At 69.0% G+C, this 19,904-nt stretch carries 15 protein-coding genes, 1 tRNA gene and 3 pseudogenes; 8 read left to right on the forward strand and 11 right to left on the reverse strand.

Annotated features, from left to right (window positions below):
- Positions 1-12: 12 nt before the first annotated feature.
- Positions 13-4,143 carry a D-alanyl-D-alanine carboxypeptidase/D-alanyl-D-alanine endopeptidase gene (gene dacB, locus DL519_RS28310; protein ID WP_190819273.1) on the reverse strand — a complete coding sequence of 1,377 codons (4,131 nt, stop codon included), beginning with the start codon at positions 4,141-4,143 and terminating at the stop codon, positions 13-15.
- A gap of 146 nt (positions 4,144-4,289) precedes the next feature.
- Between dacB and DL519_RS28315 the strand changes: the two genes are divergently transcribed.
- Positions 4,290-4,778, forward strand: a complete 489-nt coding sequence (locus DL519_RS28315) for an inorganic diphosphatase (protein ID WP_168586214.1) — start codon at positions 4,290-4,292, stop codon at positions 4,776-4,778.
- Positions 4,779-4,961: 183 nt separating this feature from the next.
- On the opposite strand, the gene DL519_RS28320 is transcribed toward DL519_RS28315, so the two are convergent.
- Both DL519_RS28320 and DL519_RS28325 read right to left on the reverse strand, forming a co-directional pair.
- A complete protein-coding gene (locus DL519_RS28320; RefSeq protein ID WP_190819275.1) occupies positions 4,962-6,581 on the reverse strand; it encodes an MDR family MFS transporter in 1,620 nt (539 codons plus the stop codon).
- Positions 6,582-6,753: 172 nt separating this feature from the next.
- Positions 6,754-7,014 carry a hypothetical protein gene (locus DL519_RS28325; protein WP_190819277.1) on the reverse strand — a complete coding sequence of 87 codons (261 nt, stop codon included), beginning with the start codon at positions 7,012-7,014 and terminating at the stop codon, positions 6,754-6,756.
- A gap of 156 nt (positions 7,015-7,170) precedes the next feature.
- On the opposite strand from DL519_RS28325, the gene DL519_RS28330 reads away from it, so the two are divergent.
- Positions 7,171-9,783, forward strand: coding sequence for a PEP/pyruvate-binding domain-containing protein (locus tag DL519_RS28330; RefSeq protein WP_190819279.1), 2,613 nt, complete (start codon positions 7,171-7,173; stop codon positions 9,781-9,783).
- A 692-nt stretch (positions 9,784-10,475) separates the two neighbouring features.
- Here the strand turns inward: DL519_RS28330 and DL519_RS28335 are convergent.
- The 4 genes and pseudogenes from DL519_RS28335 to DL519_RS28350 form a co-directional block, all read right to left on the reverse strand.
- The gene (locus DL519_RS28335; RefSeq protein ID WP_190819281.1) at positions 10,476-11,216 is read right to left on the reverse strand and encodes a hypothetical protein; all 741 of its coding nucleotides are present in this window, start codon (positions 11,214-11,216) and stop codon (positions 10,476-10,478) included.
- 164 nt (positions 11,217-11,380) lie between these two features.
- Positions 11,381-12,193: an SLATT domain-containing protein gene (locus DL519_RS28340; RefSeq protein WP_190819283.1), complete on the reverse strand. Its 813-nt coding sequence runs from the start codon at positions 12,191-12,193 to the stop codon at positions 11,381-11,383.
- Positions 12,194-12,494: 301 nt separating this feature from the next.
- The gene (locus DL519_RS28345) at positions 12,495-13,073 is read right to left on the reverse strand and encodes a M23 family metallopeptidase (RefSeq protein WP_190819285.1); all 579 of its coding nucleotides are present in this window, start codon (positions 13,071-13,073) and stop codon (positions 12,495-12,497) included.
- Positions 13,074-13,901: 828 nt separating this feature from the next.
- Positions 13,902-14,775 (reverse strand): annotated as a pseudogene (locus DL519_RS28350) (IS5 family transposase).
- A gap of 111 nt (positions 14,776-14,886) precedes the next feature.
- On the opposite strand from DL519_RS28350, the gene DL519_RS49050 reads away from it, so the two are divergent.
- From DL519_RS49050 to DL519_RS28360, 3 genes and pseudogenes are all read left to right on the forward strand, one after another.
- Complete coding sequence (locus tag DL519_RS49050) at positions 14,887-15,021, forward strand: hypothetical protein (protein WP_263399730.1); 135 nt, start codon at positions 14,887-14,889, stop codon at positions 15,019-15,021.
- 39 nt (positions 15,022-15,060) lie between these two features.
- A pseudogene (locus DL519_RS50410) lies at positions 15,061-15,135 on the forward strand (hypothetical protein); the annotation flags it as partial.
- Positions 15,136-15,154: 19 nt separating this feature from the next.
- A complete protein-coding gene (locus DL519_RS28360) occupies positions 15,155-15,643 on the forward strand; it encodes a PLP-dependent transferase (RefSeq protein WP_263399731.1) in 489 nt (162 codons plus the stop codon).
- Positions 15,644-15,648: 5 nt separating this feature from the next.
- On the opposite strand, the gene DL519_RS28365 is transcribed toward DL519_RS28360, so the two are convergent.
- Positions 15,649-16,191 (reverse strand): YceI family protein, encoded by a 543-nt coding sequence (locus tag DL519_RS28365; RefSeq protein ID WP_190819287.1) that lies wholly within the window; start codon positions 16,189-16,191, stop codon positions 15,649-15,651.
- 101 nt (positions 16,192-16,292) lie between these two features.
- Between DL519_RS28365 and DL519_RS28370 the strand changes: the two genes are divergently transcribed.
- On the forward strand, positions 16,293-17,150 hold the full coding sequence (locus DL519_RS28370; RefSeq protein ID WP_190819289.1) for a helix-turn-helix transcriptional regulator: 858 nt from the start codon (positions 16,293-16,295) through the stop codon (positions 17,148-17,150).
- Between the two features lie 514 nt (positions 17,151-17,664).
- Here DL519_RS28370 and DL519_RS28375 read toward each other — a convergent pair.
- Positions 17,665-18,177, reverse strand: a pseudogene (locus tag DL519_RS28375) (DinB family protein).
- A gap of 536 nt (positions 18,178-18,713) precedes the next feature.
- Positions 18,714-18,962, reverse strand: a complete 249-nt coding sequence (locus DL519_RS28380) for a hypothetical protein (protein WP_190819291.1) — start codon at positions 18,960-18,962, stop codon at positions 18,714-18,716.
- A 186-nt stretch (positions 18,963-19,148) separates the two neighbouring features.
- On the opposite strand from DL519_RS28380, the gene DL519_RS28385 reads away from it, so the two are divergent.
- Complete coding sequence (locus tag DL519_RS28385; protein ID WP_190819293.1) at positions 19,149-19,385, forward strand: hypothetical protein; 237 nt, start codon at positions 19,149-19,151, stop codon at positions 19,383-19,385.
- Positions 19,386-19,611: 226 nt separating this feature from the next.
- Positions 19,612-19,788, forward strand: a complete 177-nt coding sequence (locus tag DL519_RS28390; RefSeq protein WP_190819295.1) for a hypothetical protein — start codon at positions 19,612-19,614, stop codon at positions 19,786-19,788.
- A gap of 9 nt (positions 19,789-19,797) precedes the next feature.
- Here the strand turns inward: DL519_RS28390 and DL519_RS28395 are convergent.
- Positions 19,798-19,871: transfer RNA gene (locus tag DL519_RS28395), tRNA-Thr, on the reverse strand.
- Between the last annotated feature and the right edge of the window lie 33 nt (positions 19,872-19,904).

The raw sequence follows: 19,904 nt of genomic DNA on the forward strand, positions 1-19,904 counted from the left end.
GCCGTGCCCCGGTCAGCGGCAGCCGCAGCCTCGCAGGGCGTCGGCCACGCCGTCCAGCGCGGGCCGGGCGACCGCCGGGCTCGTGCCGTTGGACATGAGCGCGAACACCAGCAGCCTGCCGTCCTTCGTCACCACCGTGCCGGCCAGGCTGTTGACGCCGTTCAGGGTGCCGGTCTTCGCCCGCACCCAGCCCTCGCCGGGGCTCCCGCCGTAGCGGTCGCTCAGGCTGCCGCTGCCCCCGGCGATCGGCATCCCGGTGAGCAGCCCGCGCAGCTTCGCCGACTGCGGTGCCAGCCCGCCCTCCGGGCTGGCCGGGGCGGTCGCCGAGGCCAGCAGAGCGGAGAGCAGCTTGGGCGTGGTCCGGTCGTCCAGGGACAACCCGCTGCCGTCGGCCATGGTCGTGCCGGTGACGTCGAAGCCGTGCTGCGCCAGCACGTCGCGCACTGCCTTGGCCGAGCCCGCGAACGACGGGTCGTTGCCGGTGGCGATGGCCACCTCGCGCGCCAGCGCCTCGGCGAGCAAATTGTCCGAGTGCTGCATCGCGATGTCGACCATTTCCTGCACGGTCGGCGACTGCACCTGGGCGAGGACCTGCGCGTTCGGCGGCGCCACGCCCTTCGACACCTGCGTCGCGCCGAGCCCGGCGGCGAGCCGCTGCGCGGCCTCCACCGCCGGGGTCGAGGTCCGGGGGCTGTAGTCCTTGGTCGGGTCGTCCCGGCCCCCGTCCAACATCACCGGCTCCATCGGCGCCATCATCCCGCCGACCACGTCCTGCGGCAGCCAGCCCGGGGCGAGGCCGGGTCCGGTGTACCGGCTGGTGTCCACCAGCACAGACGTCACGTCGCCCCCGGCCGCGGCCCGGGCCTGGGCGACCAGGTCGTCGAACCGGGCGGCCCCCGGGTAGACCGACTCCTTGTTCGCGGGCAGCGTGGACAGCGTCAGGTCACCACCGCCGACCAGCACCACGGTGCCAGGTTGGCTGCCGCGCACCACCTTGGTGGTGAGCCGCTGGTCGTGGTCCAGGACGAGCAGCGCCGCGCTCATGGCCAGCAGCTTCCCGGTGGACGCCGGGACCATCTCCTGACCGGCGTTCTGCTGCCGCAGCACCTGTCCGGTCTGGGCGTCCAGCACCACACCAGCGAAGCTGCCCAGACCAGGGTTGCCCAGCGCTCCGGCGAGAGCGTCGTGGAGGCCCGCCTTCGTGGGCAGCGGCGCGTTCTGGTCGAGCGGCTTGATCGCCGGGTTGAGCCGGATCGGCGTGGGCGGATCGGCGAGCTGCGCTTTCATCAGGGCGTCGACCAGCGTCGGGCCGAACGCGATGCCAGCCCCGAGCAGCACGACGACGATCACGGCGACCGCGATCAGCCCCCGGCGACGGCGATGCGACGGCTCTGCCTTCGGCGGTTCTTCGCCCAATGGCGGCACGGACGCGGCGCTCGGCGAGATGCGCTGCGGCTGCGCCCGCGATCCGGTCAGGCCCGCGAAGTCCGCTGGCGAAGCGGGCTTCGCCCCGGCGAGACCGGCGAAGTCCGCCGGCGAAGCGGGTTGCGGCGGGATGCGCTGCGGCTGCGCCCGGGGCGGCGTCAGGCCCGCGAAATCCGCGGCGGACGCGGGGCGCGGCGGCGGGCCGTCGAAGTCCGGCCGGGCGAACTGCTGCGTCTGCTCGGCGGGAGCGACCGGCGGCACGGGCTTGATCTGCTGCGTCGCAGGTCCCGGGTCCGCGGCGCGCAGCGCTTCGAGGCCCTTGAGGTCGATCCGGATGGTCTTCTCCGCCTCGGTCTCCGCCGGGACCTTCGCGATCTGCTGCGTCGAGTCGATGGGCTGGGCGGCGACCCATGGGATCTGCTGCGTCTCGTCGATGCGCGGCGGTTCGACGGGGCCGGCGATCTCGACCCGCCTGATCCGCTGGGTCTGCTCGACGTTGCTGGGCGGCGGCGTCACATCAGTGACCGGCGAGAACTGCTGCGTCAGCTCGACGGCGGTGACCGGCGGCTCGACGATGCGCTCCTGGTCGCCGGTCGGCCGGTCATCCGCCTCCGGCTCCTCGCCCCCAGCAGGCCGATCGTCCGGCTCCGGCGCCTCATCACCAGTCGGCCAGTCGTCCCGCTCCGGCTCCTCTTCGCCGCGCGCCGTTCCTGGCTTGCGACCGGCGTCCGACCCGGCCGTCGTCCCTGCCGCCGCACCAGCGGCTGCTGGGGCTGCTGCGGCTGCTGCCCCAGGCGAAGTCCCAGCAGCGGGTTCCTCGCTCGACGCGGCCCCGGCACTGGCCTCGGTACCAGCTTTCGCAGCCATGCTCGTTTCATCCCCGGCCCCTGCCGTGGCTGCCCCGGCAGGCTCGGCCGACGTTGCGGACTCGGCACCCGCGGTCTTCGGCTCAACAGTGGGTTCAGCGGATTCCGCGGTGGAATCAGGACCGTCGTCAGTTCCCGTTCCTGGCTCGGGGCCTTCTCCCGGCTTGGTCCCAGCGCCCGCCAGCCCGGAGTCAGCGGCCGTTTCGGTCCTGGCGTCGGCATCGTCGGCCGGCTCGGAGCCAGCATCGGCAGCAGGCCCGGCAGCTGCTTTCGCGCCAGTTCCAGAGGTGTCTTCCGCGTCTGTCGCGGAACCAGTGCCGTCGGCCTCATCAGCGGAAACTTGTTCGGGCTTCGTCCCAGCGGCGGCTACCGCCTCAGATCCAGCAGCGGCCTCAGATCCAGCAGCGGTTCCAGTTTCGGCAGCGTCTCCAGCTTCGGCAGCCGCGTCGGCGCCGGTGTGCGTGTCGGTTTCCGTTCCAGATTCGGCGTCCGCGCCGGAATCCGATCCTGCGTCAGGGCCGGAAACCGTGGACTCGGCTGCCGTTGCGGACTCCGCGTCGGCGCCGGAATCCGCTTTTGGTTCGGCGTCCGCGCCGGTTTCTGCGTCAGGTTCGGCGCCGGAATCCTCTTTTGGGGCCCGTTCGGTGTCGGAGCCGGAAGTCGCTGCCGCATCGGAACTTTCGGTGGCAGTGGTCGTCTCTGCGGACTCAGCCGCCGTTCCGGCGTCCGCCCCGGTTTCCGTTCCGGCGTCCGCCCCGGTTTCCGTTCCCGAGTCCGCGCCGGAAACCGCTGTCGCTTCGGAATCTCCGTCAGCGGCGTCGGACTCGACGGCCGCTCCGTCCTCGGAGCGTTCGGGTGCAGCTGCAGCTCCGGCTGCCTCGACCGTGCCGCTGGGCGCGCTGCTGGCCTCCGCTCCGGAATCGGAAGCAGTGCCCGGGTTCTCGTCAGCCCTCTCGCCGGGCTCGCCGTCGGCCACTGCGCCGGCCTTGCCGCCGTCGGCCTCCTTGCCAGCGTTGCCGGCCTTGTCTTCGGACTTGTCGCCGGGGTCGACCTCGCCATCGGTCTGCTCGCCGGAATCCGCCTTCGAGGCGGCTTCGTCGACCTCTTCTTCGGAGTCCTCGGCGCCGGCCCCTTGTCCGGACCGGTCCTCGGCGGGCGGGCCATCGGCCTCGGCCGCATCGGATGCGGACGTCGGCTTCGCCTGTTCTTCGCCGAGGCTTCCCGCGACGCGCTTCGACGTGCTGGCCGCAGCGTTCTTCGCGGACGCGGCGCCGACACCGTCGGCGGCAGTCGGCTGGGTCGGCTGGACCGCGTCGGCCTTCTCCGCCCCCTTGGCCTCGACGGCGTCGCCGGCCTCGGCGTCAACGGTCGTCAGCCGGGCGGTCTGCTGCACAGCAGCCTGCTCGGAGTCGGCACCTGAAGGGGAATCCTCGCCGTCCGGCCGATCGGCGCTATCGCGGGCCCGCTCCCCGCCAGGAGCAGGATCAACGGTCTTCAGCCGCGCGGTCTCACCCGCCGAGTCCGCCTCTGCCTCCGACGACTCGGCCGCGGCGGCTGTGCCCTTGGTCTCATCGGCATCGGCCCGCGCCGCCGGCTCCCGGGGCGCGCCGCTCGCCTCCGCGGCCTCGGATTCCGCGGCGTTCGACGCGGTCACGGCCTCGGTCGGCGGGCTGGTTCCGGTCCGGGGCGGGGTGGTCTCCGACGTCTCCGCGGCTTGGTCTCCGGCAGGCCGGTCCGGCGGCGAGCCGTCCGGGGACGACGCATCGGGTCGGGTCGGGCTCTCGCTATCCGATGTCGACGCACGGACGTCGGGTTCGGACACCTCACCCCCGCTGTTCTGGGGTTCGGGCACGTGCTCCTCCTCGACGGTTCGCCAGACTGCCAGATTGCGAGCTCCCGCACTGCGGTGGGGGCCGGAGAGCTGCCGTGGTCCACACTAGACGTGGTCGCACGCGGGAGCGGGCGGCTGCATCCGACGCAAGACGAGTGAGGAACCGCGTGGACTTCGACGTCACGATCGAGATCCCCAAGGGGAACCGGAACAAGTACGAGGTGGACCACGAGACGGGGCGAATCCGTCTCGACCGGACGCTGTTCACCGCTACCCAGTACCCGGCGGACTACGGGTTCATCGAGGACACCCTCGGCGAGGACGGCGACCCGTTGGACGCGCTGGTCCTGGTCCAGGAGCCGACGTTCCCCGGCTGCCTGATCAAGTCGCGTGCCATCGGCATGTTCCGGATGCGCGACGAGAAGGGCGGCGACGACAAGGTCATCTGCGTTCCCTCGGACGACCCGCGGCAGGAGCACCTGCGCGACATCCACCACCTCGCCGAGTTCTACAGGCTGGAGATCCAGCACTTCTTCGAGGTGTACAAGGACCTGGAACCGGGCAAGAGCGTGGAGGGCGCGACGTGGGTCGGCCGCACCGAGGCCGAAGCGGAGATCAAGCGCTCGTACGAGCGGGCCAAGGAACAGGGGCACTGAACCACCGTCCCGAGAAAGGGCCCTCGCCGCGCTGGATGCGGTGAGGGCCCTTTTCACTTGTGTAGCACCGGGTCCGTGAGCGCTTCTGGACATCCCCACTCACAGGATCTGACCAGGCACTTCGTGAACTTGTCCACAGACCTGGGGATAACTGGGCTTTCTGTGGACAAGTCTGTGGACAGGTCAGTCCAGGCGGATGTCGCGGAGCAGCCAGGTGAGAGCGAAGGCGACCAGGACCACGCAACCGCCGACGAAGAACACCGTGTCCATCGAACTGGCGAAGCCCTCCAGGATCGGCCGCGCCAGCCGCGGGTCCAGGCCGTACAGGAACGACGTGTCGTTGATGTCGAGGCCGGCCCCGCCACCTTGCTGCAGCGCTTCGACGAACGACCGGTTCACCGGGTTCGCCAGCACCTCCGGGTCGCGCAGCGCCGCGGTGAACTCCGGTGTGGCGAACGCCGCTCGCGTACCATCCGCGATCCGGCCGCCGACCGTGCTGAACAGCACCGACAGGAACGCCGCCGCGCCGACGGTGCCGCCGGTCTGCCGGAACAGGTTCACCGACGCCGTCGCCACGCCCATGTCGCGCGGGGTGGCGCCGGTCTGCACCACGAGCGTCAGGGTCTGCATTAGCATGCCCAGCCCGCAGCCCATCACCACCGCCGTCAGCCCCACCTGGACCAGCGAGGTGTCCACCCTGATCAGGCTGAACAGGAACAGCGAAGTGGCCATGAACGCGGCACCGACGATCGGGAAGATCTTCAGTCGGCCGGTCTTGGCGATCAGCTTGCCGACGACGCCGGTCGCGACCATGATCCCGGCCGTCATCGGCAGCAGCATCAGCCCCGCCTCGGTCGGGCTCAGGCCCTTGACGATCTGCAGGTACAGCGGCACCGAGCTCAGCCCGCCGAACATGCCGATGCCGACCAGGAAGTTGAGCAGGTTGCCCATCCGGAACGACGACTGCCGGAACATCCGCAGCGGCAGCAGCGCCTCGGCTCCCATCCGGCGCTCGACGAACACGAACAGCAGCAGCCCGACCGCGCCGATGGCGTACATGGCCAGCGAGGTCGACGACAGCCAACCCCACTCGCGGCCCTGCTCGGCGACGGTCAGCAGCGGCACCAGCAGCACGACCAGCGCCGCCGCGCCCAGGTAGTCGATCCGGTGCCGGACGCGTTCGGTCGCCACGTTGAGCACCTTCGCGACGACGGCCAGCGCGGCCAGCCCGACCGGCAGGTTCACCAGGAACACCCAGCGCCAGCCGTCGATGCCGAGGAAGCTGTCCATGCCGGCGAACAGGCCGCCGATCACCGGCCCGATCACGCTGGCGGTGCCGAAGACCGCCATGAAATAGCCCTGGTAGCGGCTGCGCTGCCGGGCGGGGATCATGTCGGCGATGATCGTCAGCGCCAGCGACATCAGGCCCCCGCCGCCGAGGCCCTGAATGGCGCGGAATGCGGCGAGCTCGTAGATCGAGTTCGCCAGCCCGCACAGCAGCGAACCGACCAGGAACAGCGAGATCGCGGTCAGGTACAGCGGTCTGCGGCCGTAGATGTCGGAGAGCTTGCCGTACAGCGGCGTGGTGATGGTCGCCGTGATCAGGTATGCGGTGGTGACCCAGGCTTGCGCGGTCTGCCCGTGCAACTGGTCGGCGATGACGCGGATCGCCGAGCTGACGATGGTCTGGTCGAGCGCGCCCAGGAACATGCCCAGCATCAGGCCGGTGAGCACGGTCAGGATCTGGCGGTGGCTCAGCGCGGGTCCGGCGGTCTGCGCAGGTGGCACAGCCGTTTCCGACATGGTTTTCCCTTTCAGGGGGTGCTCCTCGTGATGCGCCGGCGTGCGAGTCCGGCGGGAGCGCTGCGGCACGAACATCCCCAGCAATTTGCTTGCAGCACTCAACTAGTTGGCGGGACAACTATGACCTGCGGACAAATGCGAGGCAACTTCGTTTCCAGTGCCTTGGGCCGCGTCAGCGCCGTCGCGCACCCGACGATCTGGGCATCGCCAAGGCGGTGCCGTCGGACCGGCCCAGCACGACGACCGGGGTCGTCGAGGCGTGCTTCCCGCTGCCCGGCGCGAACCGCTCACGCGGCGATCGCGGTTGGTAGAACCAGGCCAGCTCGGCCATCGCCCTCGCCACCACCCGCCGCCGGCGCAGGTGCCTGCAGATCGCCGGGGCCAGCACGACCAGGCCGGACAACGTCGCCAACGGCACCATCCACCAATGCATCCCGCTCCCTCCTCGCGGGAGAGGAATGGCGCTCCGCCCGGCACGTGATGCGGCGATCGTCGGGATCACCCCAATGGCCCAACACAAATTCAACGACCGTTGATTTTTTGGCCCGTCCCGCGCTACCTTGCTTGCACCGGCGCGGGGAGGTTGGCCTTGAGCACGTTGGAGACCCGGGTTCTGCTCGACCTCGGCGAGATCGGCGCGAGCGACGGCGAGCTGGCCGGCGGCAAGGCCGCCAACCTGGGCGAGCTGTCGGCTGCGGGATTCCGGGTGCCACCCGGCTTCTGCATCAGCACGCTCGCCTACGACGAGGTCTGCCGCGAACTCACCGGCGACCTGATCAACCGGTTACCCGGGGCAGCAGCCGAGATCCGCTCCCGGCTCGCCGGCGCCGAAATCCCCGCCGAGCTGGCTGCCGCGATCACCGCCGCCTACGCCGAACTCGGCCCGGACTCGCCGGTGGCGGTGCGTTCGTCCGCGACCGCCGAGGACCTACCGCACGCCAGCTTCGCCGGCCAGCAGGACACCTACCTGAACGTCATCGGCGAGGCTGCGCTGCTGGACGCCGTGCGCGGCTGCTGGAGTTCACTGTGGACGGACCGGGCGGTGGCCTACCGGGCGGCCAACGACATCGACCACCGCGCGGTGCGGTTGGCGGTGGTCGTACAGCGCATGGTCGACGCGACGGCGGCCGGCGTGCTGTTCACCGCGAACCCGGTCACCGGGCGGCGAACCGAGACCGTGATCGACGCGAACACCGGGCTCGGCGAATCGGTGGTGTCCGGCGCGGTCACCCCGGACCACTTCGCAGTGGAGTCCGGCCGGGTCACCGCGCGGCGGCTCGGGGACAAGCCCACCAGCGTCCACCCGAAACCCGGCGGCGGCACGGAAACCGTTGTGCAGCAGGGCGATCAGCCTTCGATAACGAACGATCAGGCCCGCGAGCTCGCCGCGCTGGGTTCGGAAGTGGCGCGGCACTGCGGCGCGCCGCAGGACATCGAGTGGGCCATCGACGGCAACGGCACCCCGTGGCTGACCCAGTCGCGGCCGATCACCACGCTGTTCCCGCTGCCCGCCGAACCGCACGACGGCCTGCACGTCTACCTGTCGATCAACGTCGCGCAGGGCGTCTACCGGCCGATCACGCCGATGGGCGCGGCGACGCTGGCGTTGATGTTCAACAACCTCATGCGCAATCTCGGCATCCCGACCGACGGACCGCGGCCGAAGCTATGGCGGCAGGCCGACGGTTGGCTGTTCGCCGACATCACCGGCATGACCCGGAACAAGATCGGCCGCGCCGTGGCACCCAAGGTGTTCGCGATGGCCGAAGCCCGCACCGGAAAGGTCTTCGAGTCGCTGCTCGACGACCCGCGCCTGCCGCTGGACCCGAAGGTGCCGTGGCCGCTGCTGCACCGGCTCGCCGGGATCTTCGCGCGCACCAAGGCGCCGATCGAGGCGGTGCGCACGCTGCGCGACCCCAAGCGCGCTCGCGAGCGGATCTTCGGCATGGTCCGGGAAATCCGGGCGGAGCTGGCCGGCCCGGAGCCGTCGTCCGCGCGGGAGCGGCTGGCCGCGGCGCGGCGGAGCGTCGCGGAGATCGCGGTCCCGCGAATCGCGCAGATCCCGCCGAGGATGCTGCCCGCCCTCGTCCTCAGCCGACTGCTCCCGAAGCTGGCGGGCAAGGCCGCCACCGCCGAAGAAGTGCAGATCGTGCTGCGCGGCATCCCGCACAACGTCACCACCGAGATGGACCTGGAGCTTTGGGGGATCGCGCAGCTCGCCCGCCGGGACCCCGAAACCGCCCGGCTGTTCGCCGGATCCTCCGTCGACGAGCTCGCCGAGCGCTACCAGTCCCGGAAGCTGCCGGTAGAAGTCCAAAATGGACTCGATGCGTTCCTCGAGCGCTACGGGCATCGGACGGTGGCGGAGATCGACATCGGGGTCCCGCGCTGGTCCGAGGCCCCGGCGCACGTGCTCGGGCTCGTCGCGAACTACGTGCAGACCGGCGAAAGCGGCCACGACGCAGACGAGCAGTACCGGCGCGGGGTGGCCGACGCGGAGCGGATGGCCGCCGAGATCGTGTCCCGGCTCAAGAACCCGCTGCGAGCTCGGGTCGTCGGCTTCGCGATGGACAGGGTGCGGCAGCTCGCCGGGCTCCGCGAAATGCCGAAGTACTGCATCGTGCTGGCGATCGCGAACGCCCGCAAGCACCTGCTGGCCGTCGGCCGGGAACTCGCCTCCACCGGTGGCCTGGAGCGCGCGGAGGATGTGTTCTTCCTCGACTATGACGAGCTCACCGAGGCGGTCTCGGGCGCCGACCACCGCAATCTGGTGGCACAGCGCCGAGAAACCCACGAACGCGAACTGCGGCGCCGGCACCCGCCGCGCGTGCTGCTCTCGGACGGCACCGAACCTGAGGCGACGCTGCCCACGGCGGCGGTCGACGGTCAGCTGATCGGGACATCGGCTTCGGCGGGCACCGTGACCGGGACGGCGCGAGTGGTGCACGACCCGGTCCGCGCGCGGCTCGCCCCAGGCGAGATCTTGGTGACGCCGTCCACGGATCCCGGCTGGACGCCGCTGTTCCTGACCGCGGGCGGCCTGGTGATGGAGATGGGCGGGCCCAACTCGCACGGCGCGACGGTGGCCCGGGAGTACGGAATCCCCGCCGTGGTGGGAGTTCCGGAAGCCACGACCCGAATCACCGACGGCCAGCGGATAACCGTCCACGGCTCCGCGGGCACCGTCGAACTGGACCGGTGAGCCGGGCGATCGCCCGGCTCGGGCACGCCACCGGCAACGGCGGAATCGACTTCTGGACGCGGGCCGGGTTGCGATTTCGCGGGAATCGCCACCACCCCGGGTGACGGGGCATCGTCGCGCTTCGTGATCGCCGCGGTGCGTTCGTCCAGGTGGTGGTCAATTTCGCGAGAAATTGACCGTCACCTGGGTGAACGTCAATTTCTCGCGAAATTGAAATCGCCACCCAGCCATCGCCCGGAGCGGCTCCTTCCCTCCCCGCAGCCCCGTTCCCGCTGGTCAACTCCCGTGAGCGCTGTTGGGGCCATAGCGGGCGCTTTGGAAGTGACCGGCCAAGATGCGGTAGGGCGGGCTCTTGTCTTTGAAGCCCGAAGCCGCGTATCTGGTCATGCGCAAATCGGGGATCCCGCAGTCCAGGCGGCGTTTGAGGTTGCGCCAACCGCAGCGCCACGCAGAAGGAGTGTGGAGCAGTCGCTGCAGCACCGAAAAGCACTCACGGCGGCTGATCAGCTGCAACCGGGGCCTACGCGGTGATGGCCCCTGCCGGTTCCGGCGGGGGCCATCGAGTCCGTTCGGGGGCGCCGTCGGCGGAGGAAGCCCGCCGCTCCAGCGGGGTGAGCTGCGCCGGGTCGACCGTGTTGCCGGGCCGTCGCTTCCGGCGTCGTTCTTTTCGACGTGGAGGGCCGCCGGGCCGATCAGCCGCCGAGCTGGTTGGCGCCACCGAGCGGGCCGTGGCTGGCCACGTCGTTGACCTTGTCCAGTGTCGTGTCCGGGGCGACCTTGCCGACCGGGAGGGTGTCGGTCACGCCGTCCAGCGGGCTCGCCGGACCGACGATGCCCCCGAGCGCGCTGCCGCTTCTCGCCGCCGGCAGCGTCGAACCGACCGGGGAGCCGGCCACCACGCCGTGCACCGTCTCGCCCACCAGGTTGACCTCCTGCGGCGTGGGCGGCAGCTGCGCGGGCTTGGTCTGCGGCACGCCCGCCTTTGTGCTGTCCAGCACCGAGCCCAGGCCGGCCGGCAGCTCGTCGACCGGGCCACCCTGCCTGGCGACCGGGCTGACCGCCACGGCGGGGACGACGTCGCCCACCGGCAGCGCGGCGGTGTCGAGGCTCTTGCCGCCGGTCACACCGCCGAGCAGGCCCGTGACCGGGTTGCTGTCGCCGAGCACGCCGACGCCGCCAAGCACGCCGTCGAGCGGGCCACCGGCGTTGCTGCGCCCGGTTAGCTGCTTCTCGACCGGGACGACGTCGCCCACGGTCTGCTGCGCGGAGGCCAGCGTGCCCGCGACGTGGTACGTGGTCTGCGCGAGGTTGTTGTCGGTGGGCAGCTCAGCTGGCAGTTGCGGGGTCTCGGCCGCGTTCGCGGTAGCGGCGAAGCCGACCGCGCCAGCGCCGCCGACCAACACAACGGCCGCTGCGGTAAGGGTGCGTTTCATCGCATTGCTCCTCTCTGCACAGGCCGATTCCTGTGCGCCGCGCCGGAGATTACGGAAGGATCACTCACCACCATTCAGCGATCACATAAGTGGGAAATGTAGACATTCAGTGATCGTTATCCGCCTATTTCTCCACGCTTTCGTGAAGCGCGACATGGGAGTGATTACTGACCGATCCCGTCCGCTGCGGTTGAAGGCAAGCGGCGCACCTGTTCGGCCCGCAGCGCCTCGACCGCGTCGGCGAATTCCGCATAGGCCTCGTGCTCGCTGTCGAACCGGCGGTACCGACCGACCCGAAGCTCCACCGACTCGTACTCGCGGTCCAACGCGTCGGCGGCCTGCTGGCACGCGACCGCCCGGTACCGGTACTTGGCGTGCCCGGCGAACGCCGCGGCCACCGCGACGACCAGGCACAACGCCACCGCGACCCCCCGAACGTCCACAACGGACACTGATACCGCCGTCACCGTCGCGGCGACGATCGAGCCGCCGATGACCACCGCCTGCAGGACGTTGTCCTTCGAGCGGTCCCGCCGGGCCTCGCCCCGGTAGCGCTCGACGAGATCCGGCAGCTGCGCCCGGTAACGCTTGTGCACACCCAGCAGATCTCCGGACCCCAGTTCATCCAGCATGTTCTCGCGGTACGCGCATTCGAGCGCGCGCAGTTCTGACTCCACCGCGCGAACCTTAAAGTGCTGCTGGTAGACGAACCTCGCCGACAGGGCCATCGATGCCACGGCCAGCGCGAAAACCACCCCCGCCGGTATTGCGGACACCCATAACGACAGCGCCATCGCGGCGGTGCCGATCAGCAACAGGTTGCCCGGCACCGCCCAGGCAAGCAGGAGCCGCTGCACCAACCGCGCGCGGTAGTGCTGCTCGGACCGCTCGGCGATACGGCGTTCCCAGTCCGGCGGCTGGCGATCCCCGGCAAGCACTCCACCGCCGACGATTCCGGCCACATCCACTCGCTCCATCACATCGAATCCTTCCAGGCGCGTTAATGCGATCGAAGTAGCTCCCGGAGCACCACGACAATCGGCCGGAAGGGTGATGATCTGCTCGGCCGATCGGTCCACCGCCGGATGCGCCGGGTGATCGCTGCTGGGTTCGCACGCCGCTCGCAGTTCGATAACGGGCAGTGATAACAGTCAGTGGTGCACGCCGGACATCGTTTGGCGGTTTCCGGGGTCTGCCACTCTGGCAGCGCCGCCCGCGGACGGGTCAACCGGGTCCACCAATCGGGCGTCGACACGCCGTCGAGAACGCACGAAAGGCTTACCGATCCGTCAACTCGGCGTTCGCGTCGCGGTAGAAGTTCTCCGGATCCACCGGCCGCCCGGCCACCTCGATCTGGAAGTGCAAGTGTGGCCCGGTCGATTCGCCGCGATCGCCCATCGTCGCGATCAACTGCCCGGCCCGAACCTGTTGTCCGACCGAGACGAAGTTCTCGTCGATGTGTCCGTAAATCGAAACGACGTCGTCGCGGTGCGCAATTCTGATCCACATGCCATAACCGCTCGCCGGACCGGAATCTATGACGATGCCCTCCGACGCCGCTCGGATCGGGGTGCCGATGTCGTTGGCGATGTCGACACCGTTGTGCATCTCGCCCCAGCGCCCACCGAAGCCGCTGCTGATCTCGCCGTCCGCCGGCGACACCCAGTCCGCTACCGGAGCAGCAGGTGGATCGGGCTTGGTGGGCAGCTTCGCGGCGAGGCCGACGGCGTATCCCAGGCCGATCGCCGGGGATTTCGACTGGTCATCCTGCACAGCTGGGGCGGCCAAGGCACCAGCGGCGCCGAGCACGCTGCCCACGACCAGTCCGGCGATCACCGTATTCTGTCGCATTGCCATCGCGTTTCCACTCCTCCCCGCCGTCCGCGTTATTCGCGCGACGTCCGGGCCGAATTCCCCGTTCGGACGCCGGGGATTCCGAAACCGGCGCCTGGGCGGTTCGGCAAGATTGCAGCCGAACCGCACCGGGAATGCATTTCGGAATTGACTCAATGGAATGACGTGCCGACAATTCGCCGCGTCCCGCGCACAGGTGTCGGGAGGTCCGCCACGGACACGCACGGTCCACAGTGGTCACGATTCCCAGTGAACCGCGCGTGGGCCAAACCCGAAGCCCTTTCCAACCATCACGGAGGGTGTCGGACGCGGCCGAGCCGCCGATGTCACCACCCTGATCCGCACACCACCCGACCGGTATTCACCCGATCAGACCAAGAGCGAGGGGCACCCGTGCCCTCTTGCTAAGGTCACGGGTGGCCCTCACCAGCCATCGATCGAGTGCTTCCAAGCCGGCGGAAGGGTTCTCAGGGTGACGGCGAGGCTGCGCGGCGCGCTCGCCGGATCGAGCCGCCCGCAAAGCATCCGGGGAGGTCCAGGTGGCTCGGATCGAGGCGGTGGCGGTGCACCGTGGCGAGCGGCGGACGAGGCCCAAGGGGCCGTGGTGTACCCGATCTACCAAGAGACCTGGCAGTACTCCGCGCTCCAGAGCGGCGGTCCAGCCCCGCTATCGGCCGCCAGGCCGGTTCGATATGAACTCCATGTTCCCGGCGACAACCAAACCAGGAACGATCCCGCCGGGTGGGCGGTGTACAGCGCGGGCAGGCCCTCAGGCCAAGTCCCTGACTCGAGCCGGGAGGCGGTTCCGCGAACTAGGGCCTGTTTCATATGTCAGAGCCATTCGTTGATCGCCGCGAGGACCACTGTGGCCTCGTAACGAACTGCCAACTTGTCGTATCGGGTAGCGACGGCACGATTGCGCTTGAGCCTGTTGATGCCGCACTCCACCGCGTGGCGTTGCTTGTAGATCTCCTTGTCGAACGCCGGTCGGCGACCACCGCGCGAACCGCGGTTCTTGCGATGGCGGATCTGGTCGGCCTTCTCCGGGATGGTGCACCGAATGCCACGTCGCCGCAGGTAGGCACGGTTGGCGCGGGAACCGTACGCCTTGTCCGCCAACACCCGATCCGGACGAGTCCGTGCCCGGCCCCGACCGGCACGGGGCACCCTGATCCGCTCCAGGACCGTCTGGAACTGCGGCGAGTCGCCCCGCTGACCGGCAGTGACCACAACCGACAACGGCTTCTGACCTTGCTCGGTGGACAGGTGCAGCTTCGTGGTCAACCCGCCCCGCGACCGGCCGATCCCGTGATCGTCCGGCTCGACGTCGACCCCGCCCGGGGATTCACGCTGGTCAGCCCCTTTATACGCGCGCCAGCGGCGTGCTGGTGTGCGCGGGCGACGGTGGAGTCCACGCTGACATCCCAGGTGATCAGCCCCTCGGCGTCGCCCGGGCCTGCAACCGCGTCAGGATCCGTTTCCAGGTCCCATCCCGCTGCCAGCGACGGAACAGGCCATACACGGTCTGCCACGGGCCGTACCGGTCGGGCAGGTCGCGCCACTGGACGCCGGTGCGTACCCGGAATCGAATCCCGTTGATGAGCTGTCGTTTCGGGTGCTTGGGCGGGCGTCCTGACTTCTTGCCCCGGGGTAGCAGCGGTTCGAGCTTCGCCCACTGCTCGTTCGTCAGATCGCCACGTCCCACACGGAGATCATCTCAAACCCAGATCAACTTCTGAAACAGGCCCTAGCTGGCCGCAATACGCGGACCAGGAATCTCCGGCCTTCGGGCCGGAGCGAACGCCAACAGAGCACGGTGTACCCGGTCCGTCCGCCGGTTTCGGCCGACGCCGACTACCAAGACATCAAGTACATCCGGCCGAACTCGACCCCGTCTCAGGCGTACTTGCACGACAAGTTCGCCGGGATGGAAGGCGCGAATCTGCGCTGATGACTGATTCCGGGCTGGTTGATCGACAACACCTTCGCGATGCCGGTGAGCTTCCGGCCGACGGCGGCGGGTTTCGACCTGTCCCTGCACAGCGCGACGAAGTACCTCAACGGCCACTCGGACATCGTGGCCGGTGCGATCGTCGGCCGGGCGGAACACGTGGAGCGCGCCCGGGAACACCTCGAACCACTTGGGCGGCAGCCTCGACCCGCACGCCGGCTTCCTCCTCGCCCGCGGCGCGAAGACGCTGGCGCTGGTCGAATTCCTCGCCGCACGACCGGAAATCGGCGAGGCAAATTGCCCGGGCCTGGCCTCGCACCCGGACCACTCGCGGGCGGCGGAGCTCTTCGACGTCTTCGGCGGCATGCTCAGCCTCCGCCCGACCGGAGGCGTGGAAGCGGCCCGAGCGCTGATCGACGCGGTGCAACTCCCCTACGACGCACCAAGCCTCGGCGGAGTGGAATCCTTGATCACGCGCCCGGCGGCGACGTCGCACGCCGGAATGTGCCGAGCGGACCGGCAATCCCTGGGCATCACCGACGCCCTGGTCCGGGTCAGCGTGGGCATCGAGAACCGCGAAGACCTGATCGCCGACTTCGCCCAAGCCGTGAAGAACCTCTGACCTCGTCACTTCGGTTCGACGAACTGGACGTCGAGCTGGATCTTCACCACGTTGCCGAGCAGGGCTTCGCCCGCGCCGAAGTTGATGCCGTAATCGCTTCGGCGGATCTCGCCCGTCGCCTCGAAGCCGGCGTGGCGGCTTCCGTCGAAGACGTCCCCGATCCCGCCGAACTCGACCTCGAAGGTGATCGGCTTGGTCACCTCTCCGATGGTCAGCTCGCCTTCGAGGGACCAGTCCTCGCCTTCGCCGCGCAGCCGGGTCGAGCGGAAGGTCATGGTCGGGCGCTTCTCGACGTCGAGCAGGTCGGGGGCGAGGACGTGCGCGTCGCGGTCGGCGTTTCCGGTGTCGATGGACGCGATGGCGACGGTGGCGGTGATCGTGCTGTCGTCGAGGGTCTCGCCCACCACGAGTTCGGCGTCGACCTCGGCGAAGCGGCCCCGCACCTTCGACACTCCCAGGTGACGGATCGAGAAGCCGACCGAGGAGTGGAACGGGTCGAGGGCCCAGCGGCCGGCGGTCAGCTGGAGTGCGGTCGTTTCAGTGGTCATGGCACCAACCTCGCGGTTTCGCCGCACCGGAGGGAGACCGCGCTGAGGCTGGCCCTCGCAGGGCCACCCACAAGCGCGTCCCCAGCAGGTAGGTTCCTGTCGTGCGCGACAACGAATTCGGGGCCTTCCTGCGCGCCCGTCGGGAAGCCATCACGCCCGCCGAGGTGGGGCTGCCCACCGGACCGCGACGGCGCACGCCCGGGCTGCGGCGCACAGAGCTGGCGATGCTCGCCGGGATCAGCGTCGAATACCTCACCCGGCTGGAGCAGGGCCGGGACCGCCACCCGTCCTCCGAGGTGCTGGGTGCCCTCGTCGACGCTCTGCGGCTGTCCTCCGAGGAGCGCGCGCAGTTGTGGCTGATCCTGGGCACGAACAAGCCGAGCGCGCTGTGCCCGCGGGTCGCCGAGCCGCCGGTGCGGACGGTTCGCGAAGGTGTGCAGGCGATCCTCCAGCGGCTCGAGCCGAGTCCGGCGCTGGTGGTCAACCGGATCGGCGACGTCCTCGCCCGCACGGACGGCTACCAGCGACTGGCGGGCCCGGTCGGGGTCCTGGACGCCGAGCGGCCCAACCTGGTGCGCTTCGTGTTCACCGACGACCGCGCGCGCACCGCGCACCCCGAGTGGGCACGCATCGCCGACGCCCAGGTCAACTTCCTCAGGCTCGGTTTCCACTGCGACGACCCGCATTCCGCGGGCCTCGTCGAGGAGCTGAGCGCCGCCGCCGGAGCCCCGTTCACCAGCCGGTTCGAGGCACAGCAGGTCGTACCGGAGCGCACCGGAGTGGAGCGCTGGGTGCATCCCGAGGTCGGCGAGCTGCGGCTGGGTTTCGAGGTCCTGGAGGTGTCGGGTACCGACGACCAGCGCCTGATCATCTACCTGCCCGCCGACGACTCGACCGCGGCAGCGCTGGACCGCCTCGACGGGCGCCACCCCGGCGGCCTGCGAGCAGTCTCCGGCTGACCGTCGTGAGTGGCCGTTCCGGTTCTTACCGGAAGCGCCGCTCACGAACGCAGGTCACAGGTCGTGAGTGGAAAGTCCGGTTCTTACCGCGGATTGGACGTACGCCGCGATGCTCCCGAGCCTGATCATCCTCGGCGCGGCGTTCGCACTGGTCTACGGCCCGCTCACCATCGCCGCCACCGACGGCGTCGACGACGGGAGCAGGGCTTGGCCGGTGGCCTGCTCTACACCTCGTTGCAATTCGGTGCGGCCCTCAGCCTCGCCAGCGCCGCAGCGGTCAACGTCGCCGCCTCCGGAACACCCTCGACGGCTACCGCACGGCCCTAGCCGTTCCGCTCACCACGGCCCTGATCGCCACCCTGATCAGCGCCTTCGGCCTCAGAACCGGCCGGACCCCAGTCCCCGGCCCCGGCGGCGTCGTAAGGGTCTCGCCTGCTCAGGACACGTGAGTGCTTTGGGCTGCTATATATAGTATAGCGACCCAAAGTACTCACGGCCGTTGATCTGCGGCCGCTCAGGCCCCAACGGTCCCGTCGATGCCTTCGCGGAGGAAGTCGGCGTGGCCGTTGTTCCGGGCGTACTCGTGAATGAGGTGCAGCATCACCAGCCCTCAGCGACACGTCCTTGCCCCACCTGGGCGGGGCGCCGGCACGTCGAGCGACTCGGCGGCCGCCTCGATCCGGCGCGAGTGCTCGACCTCCGCCAACCAGGCGTCGAACGCCTCCGACCGCGTGGACTCCGTCGCGTCGTAGGCGGCCCGGAAGTCCCCGTCGCCCGACCACACCAGCGGGATGTCCTCCCGGTTGATCACCCGCCGGAACCAGGTGCGTTCCACCTCGGCCATGTGCGGCACCAAGCCGGGCAGCGAAAGCGTCGAAGGAGCCATCGACTGCCGCCGCAGCTCGGCATCGGAAAGCCCCTCGCACTTCATCGCCAGCGTCGCCCGGTGGAAATCGAGGTAGGCCCGCAACATCTGCCGCTCACCACCGACCACCGGCGGATCGATCAGTTCCATGACCAAGCCCATTCCCCGAACGAACGGCCCCCGCTTGGCCGATGCGCCGAAGCGGGTCGAGCGAATATCGCCGGTTTCAGCGCGGCCCGGGACGCTACCAGGGTGACTGCCGAAATCAAGAGTCGGCCCGAGCGGAGCAAGAAATTCCACTCGGACCGACAGTGCTTTGTTCTTTTGCCGATTTGACTATTTAGCGTGGCGCAACAGATCGGACTCCCGCGGAGTCCGGTACTAGTTCGGTTTGCGCTGGCGCCCTTGCCCTTATCGCCTCATCGAGATGCACCAAAAACAGCTGAAGTGCCCTGATGATCGACTGCGCGTTCGGGAAGACAAGCTCACCGTCGTGCTCCATCGCCCGCAAATGTTCGCCCAACGACTGGGGGCTCACCTGGAGCCGGAGAGGAACGTCCAGCTCGACATCCTGCCAAGACCTCAGCTCGACGTGACCTTCAGGGGAACTCAGCACGTGCTCATCGCTGAGCCTGTGCAGGAATTCCTCGAAGATCTTCTTATCATTCGTGCGGTCCAAGTGCATGGTGATCCGTCTCTCAGCGGGCCGGGAACGCCGTGATGATTTTCTGATCCCCGTTGGCCACCGACACGATGGGCCGATAGGTGTCGACGACATTACCATTGGAATCACGGATCTGAACCGGCGCCCGATACGTCCAGGTGTCGTTGTTCTTGTTGTAGGGGAATCCAGGTTCGGGCACCTTGAGGATCTGCTCGATGGCGAAGTCGGTGAACGATCGCCAGTCACTGCCCACCCGTGCCGCCAGGTTCTGCCAGTCCGCCATGTGGCGATCCTTTGGCGGTACCCGTAACCTGCGGTTCCACACAGCAGATTCGATTTTCCTCCCGCCCCAGGTGCACCGTTGCGGGGGAAGGCGCGAACCAGTTTTTTCGCGGGGTCGTTCATCCCGCAGGCAGCCCAGATTGCCCTTGCGCTGGCAGCGGTGTAGCGAACACCGGCGACGTCGATCGTGTATGTCTCAGGCTGGGTCTGCTGTACCGCCGAGCTTGCCGACAACGGGGTGAGCGAGGCGGTCGCGGGCAACAACAGCACCGACTGTCGAAAGCGCGACAAAAGCAAGAGCCACCGCGAGCACGCGGGCGCGGAGTCGCTTCAACACGATTGCAGACCTCCCCAGTTGATCTTTCTGACCGGGGAGAAGCTAACGATCACCGAAAGTAACCGCGACCGCAAACATCCGAAATGATGAAAGCGGCGGTCGGCAAGAAGATCACCGCGTCGCAATGCGCGGAGATCGAGCCGTCCCAGCGCGACGCGTGGAATCCGACTACAAGGCGGCAGGTCTGTCGTCGTGACGCCGTACGATTTGCGGCACACCTACGCGCCTGGCTGATTCAAGCTGGCGCGCCGATCGAGGCGGTGTCGAAGCTTCCGGGCACGCCTCCGTGCAAACCGCTGGGAGATATGACCACTTGGCCGACCCGCAGCGGGACGCGGTCCGCGCCACCCTTGGCGAGCCGCCGAACTCGGAGTGGGCCGCCTTGGAGCAGGTGGCCGAAAGCGCCGCTGTCCGTTCGCTGCCCGAAAACGACACTGCGGCGGGAGCCGAGATCATCGATCTCTTCTCCCGCCGCAGGTCAACGGGTTGACCGCTGCGGAGCCGCCTAAGGGAATCGAACCCTTGACCTACGCATTACGAGTGCGTCGCTCTAGCCGACTGAGCTAAGGCGGCGTTGCACAAGCAAGTGTAGCGGGCCGGACCTCG

It is taken from the genome of Saccharopolyspora pogona (genome assembly GCF_014697215.1).
Classification (GTDB): Bacteria; Actinomycetota; Actinomycetes; order Mycobacteriales; family Pseudonocardiaceae; genus Saccharopolyspora; species Saccharopolyspora hattusasensis.

Excerpts from the sequence above, each read along its gene's own strand:
- DL519_RS28320 (WP_190819275.1), bottom strand. The coding sequence starts at position 6,581 with ATGTCGGAAACGGCTGTGCCACCTGCGCAGACCGCCGGACCCGCGCTG.
- DL519_RS28365 (WP_190819287.1), bottom strand. The coding sequence starts at position 16,191 with ATGACCACTGAAACGACCGCACTCCAGCTGACCGCCGGCCGCTGGGCC.
- DL519_RS28340 (WP_190819283.1), bottom strand. The coding sequence starts at position 12,193 with ATGGAGCGAGTGGATGTGGCCGGAATCGTCGGCGGTGGAGTGCTTGCC.
- DL519_RS28325 (WP_190819277.1), bottom strand. The coding sequence starts at position 7,014 with ATGCATTGGTGGATGGTGCCGTTGGCGACGTTGTCCGGCCTGGTCGTG.
- DL519_RS28335 (WP_190819281.1), bottom strand. The coding sequence starts at position 11,216 with ATGAAACGCACCCTTACCGCAGCGGCCGTTGTGTTGGTCGGCGGCGCT.
- DL519_RS28345 (WP_190819285.1), bottom strand. The coding sequence starts at position 13,073 with ATGGCAATGCGACAGAATACGGTGATCGCCGGACTGGTCGTGGGCAGC.
- DL519_RS28380 (WP_190819291.1), bottom strand. The coding sequence starts at position 18,962 with ATGGCGGACTGGCAGAACCTGGCGGCACGGGTGGGCAGTGACTGGCGA.